The organism is Alteromonas sp. AO-Serp (genome assembly GCF_017849675.1).
Lineage (GTDB): Bacteria > Pseudomonadota > Gammaproteobacteria > Enterobacterales > Alteromonadaceae > Alteromonas > Alteromonas macleodii.
On record NZ_JAFLMX010000116.1, the window covers coordinates 1 to 19,181 of the forward strand.

Genomic DNA, 19,181 nt, shown 5'->3' on the forward strand with positions numbered 1-19,181 from the left:
CCAAAGGGCGAGTTTAAAATGTCCGTAATCTTTGTTGTGTCACCTTGATGTAGCTCAACTATACATACGGTAAAACGCCGCGATTACGAACATTTTAACTCTCGCTGAGTGAGTGATTATCTATGCGGACTGGTATAAATCTAACTGCATATGTCGTTCATCCTCGGGTACGTAAGCAGGCACATTTACTGGGTTTCCCTCACAGTCCACCGCCATAAAAGTTATAAAACAGCGATTTGCGACAGACGTAGTGTTTTCCGTGGCGTCGCCCGATTTAACCACAACATAGATATGCATACTTGACGCACCAGTGTGTACCAACGATGCGGTTATCTCAACTAGCTGGCCTACTTTTATAGGTTTTATGAAACGTATGCCATTGGCAGACACCGTGACGCAGTAACATTTGGACCACTGCGCGGCACAGGCATAGGCTGCTTGGTCAATCCATTTCATTAAGCTGTTATAGAGAGCATGCCACCGTGAACGTTACCGCCAAAGTTTACGTCGGTAGGTTCTGCTAAAAATCGAAAAGTAGTAGATGGATGTGCCATAGCGTACCTCGCGCTTTACTGCTGTTAGACACATTAAGTTTAGCTTGAATTTTGAACAGCGCGCTTAGACGAAAGTGGAGAGAACAAAAATAAAAGGAGTAGAAATGAAAAAACCCACCTAAAAAGGTGGGTTTTTCAATATGGCGCGTGTGGAAGGATTCGAACCTCCGACCGCCTGGTTCGTAGCCAGGTACTCTATCCAGCTGAGCTACACACGCGCAAAACTTGTTGTTGGCCGTCACTGCCAACGAATAATGGCGGAGAGGGAGGGATTCGAACCCTCGATACGCGTATATGCGTATGGTTCCTTAGCAGGGAACTGGTTTCAGCCACTCACCCACCTCTCCTTGACTGCGGGGTGCATTTTACGGATTCATTGGCCTGAGTCAAACCTTTTTTATAAAGAAATTGTTCACCCGCTGCCATTTTAAACGATTCGAGCAAAAAACCAGTAATTTGTTCGCAATACAAGCAATTAAACCGAATTTTATTTAACGATGCTCGTTAATTTGCATTTGAATATGCGCAGCTTCATTGCAGTTTTAACTGACCCGCCTTAATAATTTAGTCAATTTTTCAAAAATAATATCAAAAAGTTTTGAATTTATTTGTTCAAAACCAAGTACGCTGATTCGTATTACTTACTTAAGTTATTTAAAAACGCTCCAAAACCTCGAATAAAGCGCTAAATATCTCGATGTAAAAACCGTCCAACCAGAAGGCATAGTACAAGAAAAAAGCTGTGCACGACCCAGAAAATTAACTAGCTCGTTAGCGCAAGACATCACAGCGTCATTTCTGTCGAAATAGACCAGAAACAATAGACTTGCGCTAAAGCCCGATAAGATTTACTCACTTAAAACAAAAAAGGCCAGCGTAAGCTGACCTTTTCCTATGAAGCGTATTATGCAATTATTCTGCAGAGCCTGGCTGACCGCCTTTTTCTGCTTGAATGCGCATGTATATCTCTTCACGGTGCACAGAAACTTCTTTTGGTGCATTCACACCGATACGTACCTGATTCCCTTTTACGCCTAGTACGGTAACGGTCACATCGTCACCTACCATAAGCGTTTCACCAACTCGACGAGTCAAAATAAGCATTCTCTTGCTCCTGTTCCTTAATACTGAACATCATCCATTAAGATTTGCCAACCCATCGGCACGACCCGATGGAAGCGACAGTGATTCCATGTTTCTGCGTCACTTCAGAAACTCACTGTTATACACAAAAATAATTATAGCTTATCTTGTAACCAAGCGTTAACCGAATCTAGCGCCTGGCCCAAGTTTTCAGGCTGGTCACCGCCTGCCTGTGCCATATCTGGACGACCGCCCCCTTTGCCACCTACTTGTGATGCGACAAAGTTAACTAGCTCGCCCGCTTTAACTTTACTAGTGAGGTTTTTAGTAACGCCAGCAATAAGATTCACTTTCGCGTCATTAGCCACACCTAATACTACGATCCCCTCACCAATTCGGTTTTTAATGTCATCCATCATTGAACGCAATGACTTTGCTTCAACACCTTCCAAATTCGCAATAAGAACTTTAACGCCATTTATCTCTACTGCATTACTAAGCATATCAGCACCTTGCTGACTCGCCAGTTTTTGTTTCGCAGAATTGAGCGCTTTTTCTAGTTCTTTAGTCTGATTTTGTAGAGAAACTACGCGATCAAGTACATTTTGGCTGTCTGTTTTCAATAACGCAGACAATGAAGACAGTGTCACTTGTTGGGTTTGCACGACTTCAAGTGCATGCTCGCCAGTAACTGCTTCGATACGTCGAACGCCCGATGCAATACCCGCTTCACTGGTAATTTTAAACAAGCCAATATCACCAGTACGTGTAACGTGAGTACCACCACATAGCTCAACAGAGAATGGCCCCATGGTTACCACGCGAACTTTTTCGTCGTACTTTTCACCAAATAACGCCATTGCGCCTGATGCTTTGGCTTCATCCAAATCCATTAGTTCAGTTGCTAACGTGTGGTTTGCACGTATTTCTTGGTTAACTCGTCTTTCAATCTCAGCAAGTTGCTCAGCCGTTACTGCCTCAAAATGCGAGAAGTCAAAACGCATGCGCGGCGCTTCAACCAATGAACCTTTCTGAGTTACGTGCTCACCTAAAATTTCACGCAGTGCTGCATGAAGTAAATGCGTTGCGCTGTGGTTCTTTTTAATGGCTTCACGATTTGCTGCATCAATCGCTGCGGTTGCCGTATCACCTTTAGATACCGAACCTTTAGCAATACCTTTGTGTGCAAACGCATTACCCATTTTTTGGGTGTCGGTAACGATGAATTCACCGTTTGCCACGCGAAGCACACCTTTATCTCCAGCCTGACCACCACTTTCAGCGTAGAATGGTGTGCTGTCTAATACCACAACGCCTTCTTGACCGTCTTCAAGCTTCTCAACAAACGCATTGTCGGCAATAAGTTCAACCACATTCACCTGGCCTTCTACATCGGTGTACCCAGTAAATGAGGTTGTGTGGTCAATGGCGAGTTTACTATTGTAGTCTGCACCAAAGTTGCTAGCCTGCTGTGCACGGGCACGCTGTGCTTGCATAGCAGCTTCAAAACCTTCTTCGTCAATCTTAAGGTCGTGCTCTCGTGCTACATCATTGGTTAAATCAGTAGGGAAACCATAGGTGTCGTAAAGCTTGAACACTACGTCACCCGGGACTGTGTCGCCTTCTAGAGTTTCTAATGTATCGTTTAGGATAGCCATACCACGGGCTAACGTTTTGCTAAACTGCTCTTCTTCAACACGTAGTACTTTTTCAATAACCGGTAGCTGGTCTACAAGTTCTGGATACGCTTCACCCATTTCTTTGGCAAGTGATGCCACAAGTTTATAGAAGAAGATATCGTTTGCGCCAAGCTGATAGCCGTGGCGAACAGCGCGACGAATAATGCGACGTAATACGTATCCGCGCCCTTCATTTGATGGCATAACGCCATCGCAAATTAAGAAGCTGCACGAACGAATGTGATCGGCGATAACCCGTAGCGATTTATTTTCTAAATCTTCGCTTCCAACAATTGATGCTGCTGATTTGATCAAGTTTTGGAAAAGGTCGATCTCGTAGTTGCTGTGCACGTTCTGCAAGATAGCGGAAATACGCTCTAGGCCCATACCGGTATCGATTGAAGGCTTAGGGAGTGGCTCCATGGTACCGTCAGCTTGTTTGTTAAACTGCATAAATACCAGGTTCCAAATTTCGATAAAGCGGTCGCCGTCTTCTTCTGGTGTTCCCGGAGGACCTCCCCAAATGTGCGCACCGTGATCGTAAAAGATTTCAGAACAAGGACCACATGGACCGGTATCGCCCATAGACCAGAAGTTATCTGACGTGCTAATGCGAATAATCTTTTCTTTTGGAACACCAATATGGTTTTCCCAGATGTCGAACGCTTCGTCATCTTCAGAATAAACGGTGACTAAGAGCTTTTCTTTTGGCAAACCAATTTCTTTGGTAAGGAAATTCCACGCAAACTCTATCGCTTCTTTTTTGAAATAATCGCCAAAGCTGAAGTTACCCAGCATTTCAAAAAAGGTATGGTGACGCGCAGTGTAACCCACGTTCTCAAGGTCGTTATGCTTACCACCTGCGCGAACGCAGCGCTGTGACGATACCGCACGGGTATAGCTGCGTTTTTCCGCACCTAAAAAACAGTCTTTAAACTGGTTCATGCCCGCGTTAGTAAAAAGAAGTGTGGGATCATCTGCCGGAACCAGTGACGAGCTCGCCACCGCTTGGTGGCCATGGCTTTTAAAATAATCGATAAACTTGTTACGTAAGTCAGCAGTTGATAATGTCATTGAAAACCTAACTTCCTTTATTCTATTTTTGAAACGTGCGATTTGCCTGTTCTAATGAGCTTTATAATCGGGGCAGTTTGCGAATACGCAATACGCTTATCCTCGCTATAATTCTCTGGATAATTAAAATGCACACAAATTTGCGCAACAATACCATGGATAACGCAATTTTGTTAAGTGTAACGGGGAGAAGATAGGCTCAAATTTCACTTTAAGTAGACGAAAATAGCCAGTATTCATAAAACGAATCGCCAACAGCATCTATTTGTCGGTAAACATGAGCATAAACCAGCCGTTTTAGCTAGATTCGTTTGCGCTTACCGCATATTCAATGTGATCTTGGTAAAAGCCACGATATTGAAGAAATTGTTTCTGCTTTTGTCTCAGCGCGAATTCGTTTTCATAAAACTCGCCAAACTTTTTCTCTTTTACTTTTTTAGCACTTTCAAACCAGTCAGCGTCAATCTCTCTCATTGCGTGTTCTGCAGTACTTTCATCTACACCGTATTGCTGTAAGTCTAATTTAATTGCGCGGGGTCCCTTCCCTTTTAAATACAATGCGCGAGCTCGGCTTTCTGCAAATCTAGCATCGCTTTGGATATCAGCATCCTTGAATTCCTCCAGAATAGGCATGAAAGCATCACTCGCTATTCCCTTCTGCTGCAACTTTCGCATAATCTCGTTAAAGCTATGCTCTCGTCGTGCCAGCATGCGAGTAATCGCGTCGGTAATGATTTTTCGGTCGAACTCTGACATTTTTGTAAACTTACTCTTCTGTATTAAACGTAGAAACCGCGTTATTTTAGCGTTAATTACTCGTACATTGCGACTATCTAGCGTTTTGCGCACTTAACCTCTACATGATGTAAACTGCATGACAGCATCCAACTATCGCATAACAATAATAGATTCGATTGAACAGATCTCTAAAGAGCGCTGGCAATACCTCGCAAAAGAATCGGGTCCTTTCGTTTCTTATGAATTTTTACATGCGCTAGAACGCAGCGGCTCGTGCAGCAATGAATCTGGGTGGCAGCCTTGCCATATTGCTATAGCGAAAGGTCAGCATGAGGCTGCAAATCTTGTTATTCCCGGCTACCTGAAAACTCACAGCTACGGTGAATACGTGTTTGACCACGCATGGGCTAATGCTTATGCACAGCACGGCCTCGACTATTATCCTAAATGGATATCGGCCATCCCCTTTACCCCCGTAACAGGCTCTAGACTACTTTCTGATGGACACATTGCGCTTACTCCGTCGCTTTTAAGTGAACTAGAAAATACATTGACAGCGTATGTAGAGTCCGTATTTGGTGAGGCTTTATCTTCTTTTCATTGGCTATTTCCCAATGAAAGCACCTCGGCTCAACTTATTGGTAAAAGCGAGCCTGAGGCCAGTGCATTAGCCGATGATTTACCTAATGACCAATTCAAAGTTCAACCCAGTATTCCCAACCACTACCTGACCCGATACGCAGTTCAGTTTCAGTGGCATAACTACGGTTATGGTGATTTCGACGATTTTCTTAACGCGCTTACCTCCCGCAAAAGAAAAGATATCAAGAAAAGTCGACGTAAACTGAACGAGCAAGGCGTCCGCTTTACCCATCATACCGGCAATGAGATTAGTCCAGAGACACTGCAGTTTTTCACAAAGTGTTACAAAGCAACCTATTTAAAACGAAGCGGTCACGTGGGATATTTGAATGATACGTTCTTTGAGCAGCTTGTCGAGAGCATGAGCGATAACATGCTTATAGTGACGGCAATAGAGAATGAGGTAGCAGTAGCCAGCGCCCTCTTTTTCTACGATGATACAGGACTGTATGGCAGATACTGGGGAGCGCTGAAAGAAATAGACGGGTTACATTTTGCCTGCTGTTATTTTGAAGGCATTGAATTCGCCATTGAGAAAAAACTATCGCTTTTTAATCCCGGCACCCAAGGTGAACATAAAATACTTCGAGGCTTCGAGCCCATTTATTGCCGTTCTCATCACAAATTACAACATCCGTCGTTTCACACTGCTGTAGCAGACTTTTTACAGCGAGAAACGCCACATATCGCAAGCTATTTTAATCAGGCACGGAATGCTTTACCGTTTAACAAGGAATTTGTGCCTACTTTAAAAACAACGAGTGTCACTGCACCTAACGACGACACTTATAATCACAACGAGAAAAACGATGAAATATAAACTTCTTGCCGTAGCGATTGCGGCATCTTTGGGACTTGCTGGTTGCGGTCAGCCTGAAAAAGCCCAAGAACAAACTAGCAATGTTGAAGCGCCAGAAATGAAGGGCGAAGCGGAATTAGGCTCTTTTGGCGTAGACTTAACCGCTCGCAATGAAGCGGTAAAACCTGGTGATGACTTCTTCATGTACGCGAGCGGTACATGGTACGACAACTACGAGCTGCCCGCTGACAAAACTCGCTACGGCGCGTTTACGGGTCTTGCAGAGCGTAGTGAAGAGCAAGTTAAAAACATCATTGATGGGCTAATGGAAAAGTCTTCACTAAATGCAGAGGAAAAGCTTGTTCACGACTTTTTCGTTGCTTATATGGATACAGATACCATCAACGAAAAAGGTATTGAGCCAATTAAAGACGTACTCACGTCTATCGATAGCATTGAAAACAAAACTGACCTAACCAAAGCATTTGGTAACAGCTGGTTAGTAGGCTCAACCACGCCAATTGGCGGCGGTATGTGGTACAACCGCCTTGACCCAAATGAATACCAATTAAGTGTTGGTGTTGGTGGTTTAGGCCTTCCTGATCGCGACTACTACCTGAGCGATAGCGAACGTTTTGTTAAAATTCGTGAAGCTTATGTAGCGCACATCGAGCAGATGCTAAATTTTGCAGGCGAAGAAAACGCAGCTGAAAAAGCGGCTAACATTCTTGCCCTTGAAACACAAATTGCAGAAATTCAGTGGCCTCGCGAAAAACGCCGTGACCGCGATCTTACTCTCAACCAGATTGAACGTAGCAAGCTGTCTGACGAGTACCCTGGCTTTGATTGGGATACGTATTTTGCTCAAACCGGTTATAAGGTACCTGAGCTAAATATTACACAGCCTGAGCCAGTAAAAGACGTTATTAAAATTATTAACGAAGCTGATCTAGCTGATTGGAAATCGTATTTGAAATATCACACTATTTCAAACAATGCGGATTTCCTTTCTGAAGATATCTACCTAGCCAACTTTGACTTCTTTGGTCGTACACTAAGCGGTCAGCAAGAGCCTCGTCCTCGTTGGAAACGCGCAGTGAGCCAAATGTCTGGTACTGAGTCACTTGGTTTTGCTATCGGCAAGATCTACGTAAACGAATACTTCCCAGAAAGCTCAAAAGAGCAGATGGCAGAGCTGGTTGAAAACTTGCGTACAGCACTAGGTGAGCGTATTGAAAACCTAGACTGGATGAGCGAAGAAACCAAGGTAAATGCCAAAGAAAAGCTAATGGCATTTAACCCTAAAATTGGCTACCCAGACGAATGGCAGTCTTTCGACGGCGTAACCATCAGCGACAAAGACTTAGTAGGCAATGTTCGAAACCTACGCACATTCTTCCAAGACCAATCGGTAGAACGTGAGCTAGAGAAAACGGATCGCAATCGCTGGGGTATGACACCGCAGCGCGTTAATGCCTACTACAATAGCTCGTTCAATGAAATTGTATTCCCAGCGGCTATTTTGCAACCACCATTTTTTGATCCAAACGCCGACGCAGCAGTTAACTACGGTGCAATCGGTGCGGTAATTGGTCACGAAATGGGACATGGTTTTGACGATCAAGGCTCGAAATCAGATGCAAACGGTATTCAGCGTAACTGGTGGACCGATGCCGACCGCGCAGCGTTTGAAGAAAAAGCAGATATGCTAGCCGAGCAATACAGCCAGTACGAGCCTATCGAAGGTAACTTCGTAAATGGTCGCAACAGCTTGGGTGAAAACATTGGTGACGTGGGTGGTCTAGCCATGGCTTACCACGCCTACAAACTTAGCCTTAACGGCAAAGAAGCACCGGTAATTGACGGCCTAACAGGCGATCAGCGTTTCTTCCTTGCATGGGCACAAGTGTGGAAAGAAAAACGCACTGAAGAAAGCATGCTGAATCAACTTCGCGCAGGTACACACGCGCCTGGTCGTTATCGTGCACAAGCACCAAGAAACCATGATGCATGGTATGAAGCGTTTGATGTGAAACCAGGTGATGCACTTTATCTTGCGCCAGAAGAGCGCGTAAGAATTTGGTAACTCATTGAGTTAAGCACTTAGTGAGCACATGCTAGCTTCTCGCGCCGGATAGAGATTTGTATCTGGCGCCAGCTAATACTAGTCCGCATAGCTCATTTAGAAAGTGTAGATAATTAAAAAGGGCGGCTCGACTTATCTCGAACCGCCCTTTTTATTTTTCTAATCAGTATTCGCTCGGTGGTACTTATACGCCAGCCCCGAGTACTTGTTTAACTTCCGTTTGCTTATTTATCTTCCGTATTGGGCAACTAAATCGCGAACGTATTGTTTACAACGGGCTACAGCCTCTGAAAAATCACCGTTACCCACACTGCCCATGGAATAACGAAGCCAATACCCATCAATTAATGCAGCGGTAGACGCAGCGGCGTTTTTGACCTGCTCAGGTTTAAGTAGCTTGCGGTAACTAAACGCTAAATTACGCTCTAAGCGTTTGTGGTTAATACACTGCAAACGATGCAAGCCTTCGTTGTGAAGTGACAACGCCCAGAAGTTGAACCAAGTATTGGTGGCGGAACTCGCCCCTTGCGTTTGTGAAAAGTTATTTTCAATAATGAAATCAATCCGCTCTAGGGGATCGTCAATACGCTGCGTGATTTTTAGCGCATCGAGAAGGTGGCGCATCGTTGCTTCAATTAAACCTTGCTTGTCACCAAAATAGTGACTGATTATCCCTGAAGAAAGCCCTGCTCTTTTGCTAATTAAGCTAATCGTTGTACCGTGATAGCCAACTTCTGCCATCACTTCTAGCGTTGCTTCTATTAATTGCTTCTTGCGAACTGGCTCCATTCCCACCTTGGGCATGCTACAACTCCAAACCTTAAATCTAAAAAATAACCTGCGACAGCACAATGCCGCCGCAGGCATGATATCACGATTAAAAGGTTAAGCGTGCGTTGACTGCAACAGCGCGAGGTGCGCCAATCCAAAATGCACCTGGTGCAATGGTAGACGCATAGTCTTCATCAAACAGGTTGTTTACTGTTAAACGCACTTCTAGCTCTTCAGCACCTGAACCAATGTTTTCGATAAAGCCGCCAATATAGAAGTCGCTAACGATATAGTCATCAACTTGTGCTGCATTATCAATATCCAGGTAGCGGCTATCAACGTACTTGGTAGACAGGCCTGCAAAGTAGTTATCGCGTGCCCAATCAAGGCTAATTACCGCCATAGTGTCAGGCGTACCGATAACCGTATTACCTTCAATAGCTACCAGTGACACTTCAGGGTTTTCAGGATCAGCGATGGCTGCCAGCGCATCGTCAAGTGTATCGTATTGCGTACCTGAACTACCTACCGTCGCAACATATTCTGACTCGCTTAAGGTAATAGAAGTGAACAACGAGAACTCTTCGGTTAGCATAATGTCTGCTGAAATTTCAAAACCGCTAGACTCAATACCGCCCACGTTTTTGTATCCACCCGCAGCCGCTTCAAGAAAGTCTATCCCCTCTGAGGTTTCGTTACTGGTAAATTGAATACGGTCGTTAAACTCAATATTGTAGTAGGTCACGCTGGCATTGAAACCAGGTGAAGAGTAGCGGAAACCTACGTCAATGTTGTCAGCGGTTTCTGGCTTTATAAAGCGAAGGTCAGTATCGTTGCGCTCTAGTTGTGCATCTTTGATTGCCGCAAAGTTCTCACCGTAACCTGCGAAAACTTCCACTCCTTCAATGGGTAAAGGTGCAACGATACCGGCTGAGAATAAGGTATCTGAGTCAGTATTCACCGCTAAGTTGTTGGCTGAATCAAAGTTGTCCGTTTTCTCGATATCTACGTTAAACTTCTTGGCACCAGCGCGAATGCGGGCAAAGCCTAGATCAAGCTCATCTTCCACATAGTACATCAAGGTATCAACTGGGAAGGTTCTGTCGTACTGCACCCAGTAAGGCACGTTGTCATAATCGACGCTAATAGACGAGTTGGTAATTTTATGCCAATCGCGAGACTCGCCACGCTCATAGTCTTCCCACCAAATACCAAAACGTACGGTATTATCAAAATCACCAATTTTGGTGTACCACACAGCATCAGCATTAATGCCAAAACGCTCTTTATCATAATGGGTGTGACGATATGAGCCCACGGGAATAGCGCCTTGCGCATGACAGCCTGGGTCATATTCTGCACCTGCACCACCATAAGGGAAGGTCAGTGAGCTTTGACAACCCTCAATAGGGCTTAGCTGGTTGCCTTGTCTATCAACAAAGTAGATTTGTCCCAGCTCTTCTCCACCGAATACCGTATTTCCAACAATAAGCTCTGAGTGCCCTTCTGCTCCGTCATCAGTGATATCAACAATATAGGGTGGAACCCATTCGCCGCGTCCTTCATTGTCGTGATAATACACGTTAGTCATAAAATCGACCTGGCCAATAGTAAAGTCAGCCTGTAAATAAGCGAAAAGGTTTTCGCGTAGGGTAGACCAACCTCGACGATACGCCTGATCTTGATAAGGCACGCCTGTCCACTCGTCAGTTAACTGGTCCCAATCTGGATTTTGCTCATATTGCGCCAGTCCGTATATGCGCTGGTAGTTATCTTCGTGGGTATCGTCGTAAGACAGGTAACCTGTAAGAGACACGTCGTTAACGGTAGAGATAAACTTCATGGCTAAATGATCACGGGTGTTCTCTGCTGCCTGCTGCATAAAGTCAGAACTTTCTTGACTTGAAAGGCTTATCCACGCGTAAGTATCTTTAAAGATTTCGCCTGTTTCGTAGCGTACATAGTATTTTGACGCATCAAATGAACCCGCAGTTACACTGGTTATTAAGCCCTGCTCCGCAGACGGGTTAATGGTGGTGAAATTCAGTGTGCCGCCCAAGGCTTCGTGTGAACGGGAAGCGATATCCGCCGTACCCTGAGAAACTTCAACGCCTTTTACGTTTTCGGTATCGATATAGCGATTCGCTTTCGCGCCACCACCGTAATTCGAGTTACCGTTGGCAATGCCATCTACCGTCATGCCAATTTGCTGCTCGTTTAGGTTTACTTGAAAGCCACGAATAACAATAGACGTTGACCAGTCATCAGCCCCAAAGGTATCTCCTTCGTTAATAAGCACACCCGGCAGGTTATCAACCGCGGCTAACACACTGCTAAGATTAGCCTGTTGTTTAAACATATCGTCGCTCGTCGCGTTATTCGCGTAAGAAACGCTTCGCCCAACAACGGTAATTTCTTCTATGCGCTCTTCGTCAGCACGCTCTGCTTCCTCTGCCCACGCCACTGTAGGTGTAGTCATAGACGAAAGTGCTGCAAGTACAGCTAACGAGAGTTTATTGTGTGTTTTCATGTGTTTCCCAAAGTAGTTGTGTAATGTTTACTCACTACTCTAGGGAGGAATTGTTACAGTAGCGTTAAGTTTAATTGAACAATCAATTAATTAAAAATTTTCCATGTTTGTTTACTCAATGACATCCAAGTAAACACGCACCAGCTATAAACGGACCCAGAAATTTAGCAAAGAAATCTTTGCCTAACAGACACAAAAAAGCCCTCACTAAGGAGGGCCAAAAGGGAAAGGTTTATCTTACCTTGATATTACTTTACGACTGCGTTGCGGCTTGAAAACGGGTGTTTTTGCTTTCAGTCCCGGCTACTTGCTTTTCTGCGTAAAGCAAGGCGTCGTGTAGCGTGTCAAAGTTGGGGATACCTGGGTGCGCTTCGTTTACGCCCTCAAGCACCTTATTGACTTCTGCATTAGCACCACAAATAACCAGCTGTCGACCTGCCGCTAGTGCATCTGAGGTAACTGTATCAACTGCCATCGCAGCAGAAACATCCATAAGTGGAACGCGCGAGAAATCTAAAATGGTGACTTTAGAACCCGGTTTCACACGCTCACGAACGTGGTGGCCCAAATCGGCAGCCGCACCAAAGCTTAGTGGTCCGCCAAAACTAAAGATTGATACTTTGTCTTTAAGAGATTCCAATAGCTCATTTTCTTTAGGGTCGTTTAACGACTCAGGGATTTTCTTAAGCTCTTCAATTTGCAGCTGTGCGATTTGCTTAACGTAAGCTAATGCTGCGAATACCACGCCAACACCAACTGCTGTAATCAGATCTACAAATACCGTTAACGCAAGCACCATAATCATGAGGCCGAAGTCCCAACGTGGGCCTTTGTGAGCGCGCTTCAAGTAACTCCAGTCGATGATATCTAAGCCAACTTTAACCAAGATACCAGCAAGAACAGCGTGAGGAATTTGCGCCGCTAGCGGGCTAAGACCTAACACAATTGCTAGAAGAACTAGCGCGTGTACCATACCTGAAATGTTGTACTTACCACCGCTACGGATATTTACAACAGTACGCATCGTTGCGCCTGCACCTGCGATACCGCCGATAAGACCAGCAAATGTGTTACCAATACCTTGGCCGATTAGCTCTTTGTTACTATCGTGACGGGTACGCGTCATGTTATCAGCAACAAGAGATGTAAGTAGACTATCGATGGCTCCCAGCACAGCTAGAATAAACGCAGCTTCAAGAATAAGCAGTGCTTTGCTTTGGTCAAATACTGGAAGGTGAAGGCTAGGTAAACCCGTCGGGATATCACCAAGAATTGGCACAGACAACGCTAAACTTACAAGCGTGCCAATGATAAGTGCAGCCAGTGCTCCAGGCACATACTTGCCTAATTGCGGTGGCCATTTGTAGGCAATAACCAAGGTACCAAGGCCTAACGCTAAGGTTGCAAAATCAATATCGGCAAGCGCGGTTGGCAAGTATGTCAATGCGCCGATTGTTCCGCCTGGCGGCTCATGGCCCAGTAAGCGGCCGATTTGAAGAATGATGATGATTGCACCGATGCCCGACATAAAGCCCGATATTACCGGGTAAGGCACCAGGCGAATGTATTGGCCAACACCAAGGACACCAAAAACAATCTGGAATATACCGGCCAATATCACAGCTGTGAATATAAGGCTGGCGTCGCCTGACAGACTTGCGAACAAGCCTGCAAGAACAACAACCATAGGCCCCGTTGGACCAGAAATCTGTGCTGGTGTACCACCGAAAAGTGCGGCAAAGAAGCCAACCGCAATAGCACCGTACAGACCCGCCATTGGGCCTAAGCCTGACGCTACACCAAGTGCAAGCGCCAGTGGTAAAGCAACGATACCGGCTGTTAAACCGCCGGTAAAATCGCCTCGTAGGTTTGAAAGGTTAATTTTTACCATAGTTATAGACCTTATTCACCGCGAGCAAGTTGTGCTTCGGCAGTAGACTCGTCCATTACATCGAATTCACCAGACTCAGTGTTGTAGTAAAGCACTTCACCTGAACCAATGTTATAAACCCATCCGTGAAGTTTAACCTGACCTGTTGCAATTTTTGCAGCAACAGCAGGGTGAGTGCGAAGGTGCTGAATTTGCTGAACAACGTTCTCTTTCGTTACCGCTTCTAGGTCGTCAATAGAAAGGTCTGAATGGCCACAGCGCTCTTTAACAACTTCAGTTGCAACACGGCAATGACCTAGCCACTCTTTTACATGCGGAAGCGCACTTAAGCCTTCAGGGTTGATGGCGCCTTTCATCGCACCACAGTCAGTATGGCCACAAATAACAATGTGAGAAACGCCCAGTGCAGCAACTGCAAACTCAATAGACGCTGTCATGCCACCAGTTTGGTTGCTGTGAGGAGGTACGATGTTGCCCGCATTACGGCAGATAAATAGCTCACCCGGATCAGTTTGTGTTACTAAGTTCGGGTCGATACGTGAATCAGAGCACGTAATGAAAAGCACTTCAGGGTTCTGCCCAGTAGCTAGTTTTTGAAACGTAGCTTTTTTGTTTGGGTAAACTTCTTTCTGGAATTTGGCAACACCTGAGATAACGTGATCCATATATAACTCCCAATTTTTTAATAATTGTAATGATTATGTAATTACGCCAGTTTCACCTGATAGATTAATAGTTTAATATACTAACTCGCGATAGCTAAATACTATCACTACTTACGTAACACTACCCATAAGCATAGTAAGAGAGAGCCATTTTCACCATGCAATTCAACGGAAAGACCCCGTCAATTAACCAAATCCGCTATTTTGTTGCAGTGGCTAAATACCTAAGCTTCAGGCAAGCAGCGGGAATACTGGGAATTAGTCAGCCTACTCTGACCAGTCAGATCAGTGCGCTAGAAAACCTCTTAGGGCTAACGCTTTTTGAACGATCACGCACGGGAACGCTGTTATCTCCCCAAGGTAAAGCCTTGCTTGATGCAGCGGAAGAGGTGCTGCAGGCCTCTCAACGGTTCAGCGAAATTGCACGAGACTTGTCCGAGGGTGAAGTTGTAACCTACCGGTTAGGGATACCGCCAACACTAGGGCCTTATTTACTTCCGTTTGTGCTACCAGATCTGCACAAACGGAAGCCCGGCTTGCGCTTCTATGTTCGAGAAGGCGCCCCTAACGCATTGCAACACGGTCTACTGCGTGGTGAATATGACCTAATACTTTCCCCACTTTCGGGCGAAAACTCTCAATTGATCACGCAACCACTCTTCAAAGAGCCTTTAAAATTCGTCACGCCTTCTGATCACAAATTGTCAGGAAAAGCCTATGTCAAGCCAGAAGAAATAAGCGGCGAGAAAGTGTTAACACTCGAAGACCGACATCACTTTCATCATCAAGTGCAGCGCATTTGCGATGAGATTGGGGCAGATTTACAGCGTGATTATGAGGGCACCAGCCTCGATACTTTGCGTCAAATGGTGGTAATGGGCATGGGTGTAGCATTCCTACCAGGGCTTTATATTCATTCTGAGTTGCACAAGCCTGAAGCGTTACACGTGTGTGAGATTGCCGATATGCCTATTGAGCGTCAGCACTCATTAGCGTGGAGAAACACTGCGCCTGGACGAAAGACCTTTAGAGAAATATCAATTATCATAAAAGAGATAATTGAAACTCGCCTGTCGGACGCCGTGACTATAGTCAGTGCTGCCCCAAGCCCTCTTCAAAAACGTTAAACTGGTTGTAATTTATTATGATTGATAGACAACATTTACGAATAGTAAGAGCGATAGATGCTGAAGGCACGATGACAGAAGCGGCAAAATCGCTTTTTCTAACCCAGTCAGCGTTAAGCCACGCAATGAAAAAGTTGGAAGCCCATTTTGACGTACCGCTTTGGAAAAAAGACGGCAGAAGACTCACGCTGACTCAGGCGGGTCAGAGTGTATTGGGCTTAGCTCACCGAGTTTTACCCCAGTTTGAGCATACTGAAGCCCAATTACGCAGATTCGCCGATGGTAAACAGGGCATATTACGTATTGGGATGGAGTGCTACCCGTGTTTTGAATGGTTGCTCAAGGTAGTGGCGCCTTTTTTGAAAGCCTTTCCAGATGTTGATGTAGATGTACGCCGAGCGTTCTCTTTTGGCGGTTTACAAGCGCTTCACGGGTACGATATTGATATATTGCTCACGCCAGACCCTCTTTCACTTGAAACCATTACCTACACGCCAGTGTTCGAATATGAACAAGTGTTGGTAATGGATAAGCACCACCCTTTGGCAGAGAAACCATTTGTTACACCGAACGACTTAAGCAATGAGACCCTTATCACCTACCCCGTAGAACTCAGTCGACTGGACGTATTCACGCATTTTCTTACTCCTGCCAATTGCACAGTGAGGCAACATAAAACGATTGAAACCACAGAGATCATCTTACAAATGGTAGCAGCGGGACGTGGTGTTACTGCGCTACCTAAATGGTTAATTGATGAATCAAAAGAAAGCGATCTCCTGACTTGTCGGTCGCTTGGTGAACAAGGCGTATCAAAAACGCTGTACTTGGGTCATAGAAAAGCGCAGGACGTATTGGGGTTTGTAGATGATTTCATTGCCCTTTCGCAAACGCACAAGCCATAGGTGTTCCAAACTGTATTTCGGAAAACTTATGTCAAACTAGGGAATAAAATAATTCGCTTGCCAACAATGTTGGCAAGCGACAACGCTCTAATTAAAGACTGTCGCGCATTATGCGCGGTTAACGGTATGAATGGCGCTAAATTTTAAACTGCCCCACCAATTCTTTTAAGTCACCAGAGACGGCACTTAGCTGCGTAGCTTCCACAGCTAACTCTTCTGCATGCTGACTAGTTTTATCACTTAAACCAGTGATAGCTACGAGCGACTTATTAATATCTTGCGCCACCTCCGTTTGCTGCTCGGTCGCCAGTGCTATGTGAGTACTTTGCTCGTGAACCAAACCTATAGACTGGGTAATGTCTTTAAGCGTTTCGACCACTTTCTCTGTCTTATCGACACCAGATTGAGAACGGGTTTGTCCTTCCTGCATAACATTGTTGGTCTGCTCAGACATCGCCTGCAATCGCTCTACCATTTTTCGTATATCAGTCGTCGATTCTTGTGTACGACTTGCTAATGAGCGAACTTCATCTGCAACAACGGCAAAGCCGCGCCCCTGTTCACCGGCTCTCGCCGCTTCAATGGCAGCGTTTAATGCCAGCAAATTAGTTTGTTCAGCTATGCTGTTAATTACATCGACTACAGCACCGATGCTATCTGACTCTTTGCTCAATCCGCCTACAACTTCAACACCCTGACTGATGGCGTCAGCCAGCGCGCGAATTTCCCTCATGGCATCTTGCACTTGCTCACTGCCGGCTTGTACCAATTCATCTGCTTTAGTCGCAGCGTCACTGGACTGTGCCGCATTTTTTGAAATTTCAACGACGGTAGCAGCCATCTGCGTCACTGCCGTAGACACATTGTCCACCTGACTACGCTCTTGGTTAATTTCCTTGCTAGTGGCGTGACTCACATCTCGAAGGTGATCCGCTGCATCAGAAACAGCCTTAGTGTTAGCGGCAGTATCTTTTAGCAATGATCTTAGTTTATCGGTGAAGGTATTAAACTCTATAGCAAGCGCACCGATTTCGTCGTTACTCTTAACTTCCAGACGCTTGGTTAAGTCGCCGTCGCCATGCGCTATTTCCGCCATAGCGTTGCGCATTTCGACCAAAGGCTGAGTGACTTTAGCACTCGCAAAATAAGTAATAAGCGCTATTAATCCAATAATCACAAAGGCGACGATAATTGCCGTAGTAATTGCATTATTTATAGGGCTATCAATGATGCTTGCAGGGATAAGAATGCCCAGCGACCAATTCATTTGTGGGTTAGTTAACTGAGCGTGCTCAAAAACCGCAACATAGTCTTCCCCCTTCCAGGTTACGTGCACAATACCAGATTCATTAGCCGCTATATTACTTGCCAACTTGCCAAACCCCTCAGTGCTATCAAACACGCTGTCAAAGTTGCGAATAGAGGAGCTTAGTGGCAAAGCTTTGCTCTGTTTTGGAAAGTAAACAATGTTTTGGTTTTCATCGAGTAAAAACGCCGTGCCTTGTTCTTCATAACGAATGGCATCTATGACCTTACCCACCGTGCTAATAAGAATATCGACACCGCCAACGCCTAGTAACGCTCCATTTTTGTATATCGGGGTTTGTACTACTGCAGATACGCTTCCATCTTGGGAATCGACAGCAGGAGGCGTTACATATAGCTTCCCTTTTTCAACGGCAGTAGTAAACCACGGACGCTTAGTTGCAAAGTAACCGGCGTTAGGATTGCCAGCATCAGGACCCGAAGTGTCGACGCCGACTCGGCCCTCTTCATAGAAGTATTCACCCGTCTTAGCAGATCCAAAGAACGCCGATTTAATAATGGGATCTTGACTGCTGATGCCCTCAAATGTGGCATAGATATCTTTGGATTGAGTCAGTTGGCTTTCGGGCGCCCCTCGCGTGTTATGGCGCGTAAAAAAATCTTGTAGAAAAGGACTACTTAGGAATGCTCTAGCAACGCCGCCATAGGTTGCGAAGAATCCTTCAACGTCATTAGCCTCACGTGCAACTAAGGATTTAAGCTCTTTTTCTACGCGACTGCGGGTGTTATCTGCAACGGTATTGACTAAGAAAAACGCCGTAATGAGTAACATCAAAGCTATGCTACCGCCAACGATAAGCATGAACTTTTTTTGGAGTGATATGGATTTCATTTGTACTTCTCATTGTTTACTAAACGCCACAACGTGTGAAAAGTGTATTCCAGCACTAGGGCCTGTTGACCTTTGTTGTACATTGTTACAGCGGTCTTTGTGCCATCTAGACAAGGCGGATGTTTGACGGTTTAGTGGTTCTAAGTCGAAAACATTCAACGCAGTATAGATGGCACAAAGGCGCTGCCCGAAGGGGTCGTTATGGAAGCCTTTTACTCTTTGTCACAGCCCTTTAACTTAGCCCACTAGGCTTGCAGGACTGTTTCGCGATTAAAAGGCTTCCATTTAGACCAAAACTTGTACAACAAAGGCCAACAGGCCCAGAAGTCAAAACTTATCCAGCCAGCAGTAGAATGCTGGTTAAAAGTGATGGTTTTGGTTAGTTGGCGGAAAAGGCTTCCGCCCTAGTCAGGTGCCGATAAAGCTAGGCGGCATCTGACTTCTTAGCGTCTTTTTTTTCAGATGACACCCCGCTGGGT

Annotated in this window: 12 protein-coding genes, 2 tRNA genes and 1 pseudogene; 4 read left to right on the plus strand and 11 right to left on the minus strand. The window is 45.3% G+C overall.

Annotated elements, in window-relative coordinates:
• Nucleotides 1-120: 120 nt before the first annotated feature.
• The 6 genes and pseudogenes from QVA83_RS08810 to QVA83_RS08835 form a co-directional block, all read right to left on the minus strand.
• A pseudogene (locus QVA83_RS08810) lies at nucleotides 121-554 on the minus strand (acyl-CoA thioesterase).
• Nucleotides 555-695: 141 nt separating this feature from the next.
• Nucleotides 696-772 (minus strand) — tRNA-Arg (locus QVA83_RS08815).
• A gap of 37 nt (nucleotides 773-809) precedes the next feature.
• Nucleotides 810-901 (minus strand) — tRNA-Ser (locus QVA83_RS08820).
• A 565-nt stretch (nucleotides 902-1,466) separates the two neighbouring features.
• Nucleotides 1,467-1,658 (minus strand): carbon storage regulator CsrA, encoded by a 192-nt coding sequence (gene csrA / locus QVA83_RS08825; RefSeq protein WP_012517705.1) that lies wholly within the window; start codon nucleotides 1,656-1,658, stop codon nucleotides 1,467-1,469.
• 134 nt (nucleotides 1,659-1,792) lie between these two features.
• The gene (alaS, locus tag QVA83_RS08830) at nucleotides 1,793-4,390 is read right to left on the minus strand and encodes an alanine--tRNA ligase (RefSeq protein WP_069943921.1); all 2,598 of its coding nucleotides are present in this window, start codon (nucleotides 4,388-4,390) and stop codon (nucleotides 1,793-1,795) included.
• 297 nt (nucleotides 4,391-4,687) lie between these two features.
• Nucleotides 4,688-5,146 (minus strand): regulatory protein RecX, encoded by a 459-nt coding sequence (locus QVA83_RS08835; protein WP_069943920.1) that lies wholly within the window; start codon nucleotides 5,144-5,146, stop codon nucleotides 4,688-4,690.
• Between the two features lie 118 nt (nucleotides 5,147-5,264).
• Here QVA83_RS08835 and QVA83_RS08840 point away from each other — a divergent pair, with 118 nt between their 5' ends.
• Both QVA83_RS08840 and QVA83_RS08845 read left to right on the plus strand, forming a co-directional pair.
• Complete coding sequence (locus tag QVA83_RS08840) at nucleotides 5,265-6,590, plus strand: GNAT family N-acetyltransferase (protein ID WP_069943919.1); 1,326 nt, start codon at nucleotides 5,265-5,267, stop codon at nucleotides 6,588-6,590.
• On the plus strand, nucleotides 6,580-8,655 hold the full coding sequence (locus QVA83_RS08845; RefSeq protein WP_049587665.1) for a M13 family metallopeptidase: 2,076 nt from the start codon (nucleotides 6,580-6,582) through the stop codon (nucleotides 8,653-8,655). Before QVA83_RS08840 ends, QVA83_RS08845 begins: the two co-directional genes overlap by 11 nt.
• A 228-nt stretch (nucleotides 8,656-8,883) precedes the next feature.
• Here the strand turns inward: QVA83_RS08845 and betI are convergent, their stop codons facing one another.
• The 4 genes from betI to QVA83_RS08865 form a co-directional block, all read right to left on the minus strand.
• Complete coding sequence (betI, locus tag QVA83_RS08850) at nucleotides 8,884-9,459, minus strand: transcriptional regulator BetI (protein ID WP_069943918.1); 576 nt, start codon at nucleotides 9,457-9,459, stop codon at nucleotides 8,884-8,886.
• 73 nt (nucleotides 9,460-9,532) lie between these two features.
• On the minus strand, nucleotides 9,533-11,956 hold the full coding sequence (locus QVA83_RS08855; protein WP_014948666.1) for a TonB-dependent receptor domain-containing protein: 2,424 nt from the start codon (nucleotides 11,954-11,956) through the stop codon (nucleotides 9,533-9,535).
• A gap of 253 nt (nucleotides 11,957-12,209) precedes the next feature.
• Nucleotides 12,210-13,847 carry a SulP family inorganic anion transporter gene (locus QVA83_RS08860; RefSeq protein ID WP_014948665.1) on the minus strand — a complete coding sequence of 546 codons (1,638 nt, stop codon included), beginning with the start codon at nucleotides 13,845-13,847 and terminating at the stop codon, nucleotides 12,210-12,212.
• Between the two features lie 11 nt (nucleotides 13,848-13,858).
• Nucleotides 13,859-14,512: a carbonic anhydrase gene (locus QVA83_RS08865; RefSeq protein WP_014948664.1), complete on the minus strand. Its 654-nt coding sequence runs from the start codon at nucleotides 14,510-14,512 to the stop codon at nucleotides 13,859-13,861.
• A 158-nt stretch (nucleotides 14,513-14,670) separates the two neighbouring features.
• Here QVA83_RS08865 and QVA83_RS08870 point away from each other — a divergent pair, with 158 nt between their 5' ends.
• Complete coding sequence (locus QVA83_RS08870) at nucleotides 14,671-15,639, plus strand: hydrogen peroxide-inducible genes activator (protein WP_014948663.1); 969 nt, start codon at nucleotides 14,671-14,673, stop codon at nucleotides 15,637-15,639.
• A 17-nt stretch (nucleotides 15,640-15,656) separates the two neighbouring features.
• Nucleotides 15,657-16,544 (plus strand): LysR family transcriptional regulator, encoded by an 888-nt coding sequence (locus QVA83_RS08875; RefSeq protein WP_156078044.1) that lies wholly within the window; start codon nucleotides 15,657-15,659, stop codon nucleotides 16,542-16,544.
• Between the two features lie 136 nt (nucleotides 16,545-16,680).
• Here the strand turns inward: QVA83_RS08875 and QVA83_RS08880 are convergent, their stop codons facing one another.
• Complete coding sequence (locus tag QVA83_RS08880; RefSeq protein WP_287498363.1) at nucleotides 16,681-18,702, minus strand: methyl-accepting chemotaxis protein; 2,022 nt, start codon at nucleotides 18,700-18,702, stop codon at nucleotides 16,681-16,683.
• Between the last annotated feature and the right edge of the window lie 479 nt (nucleotides 18,703-19,181).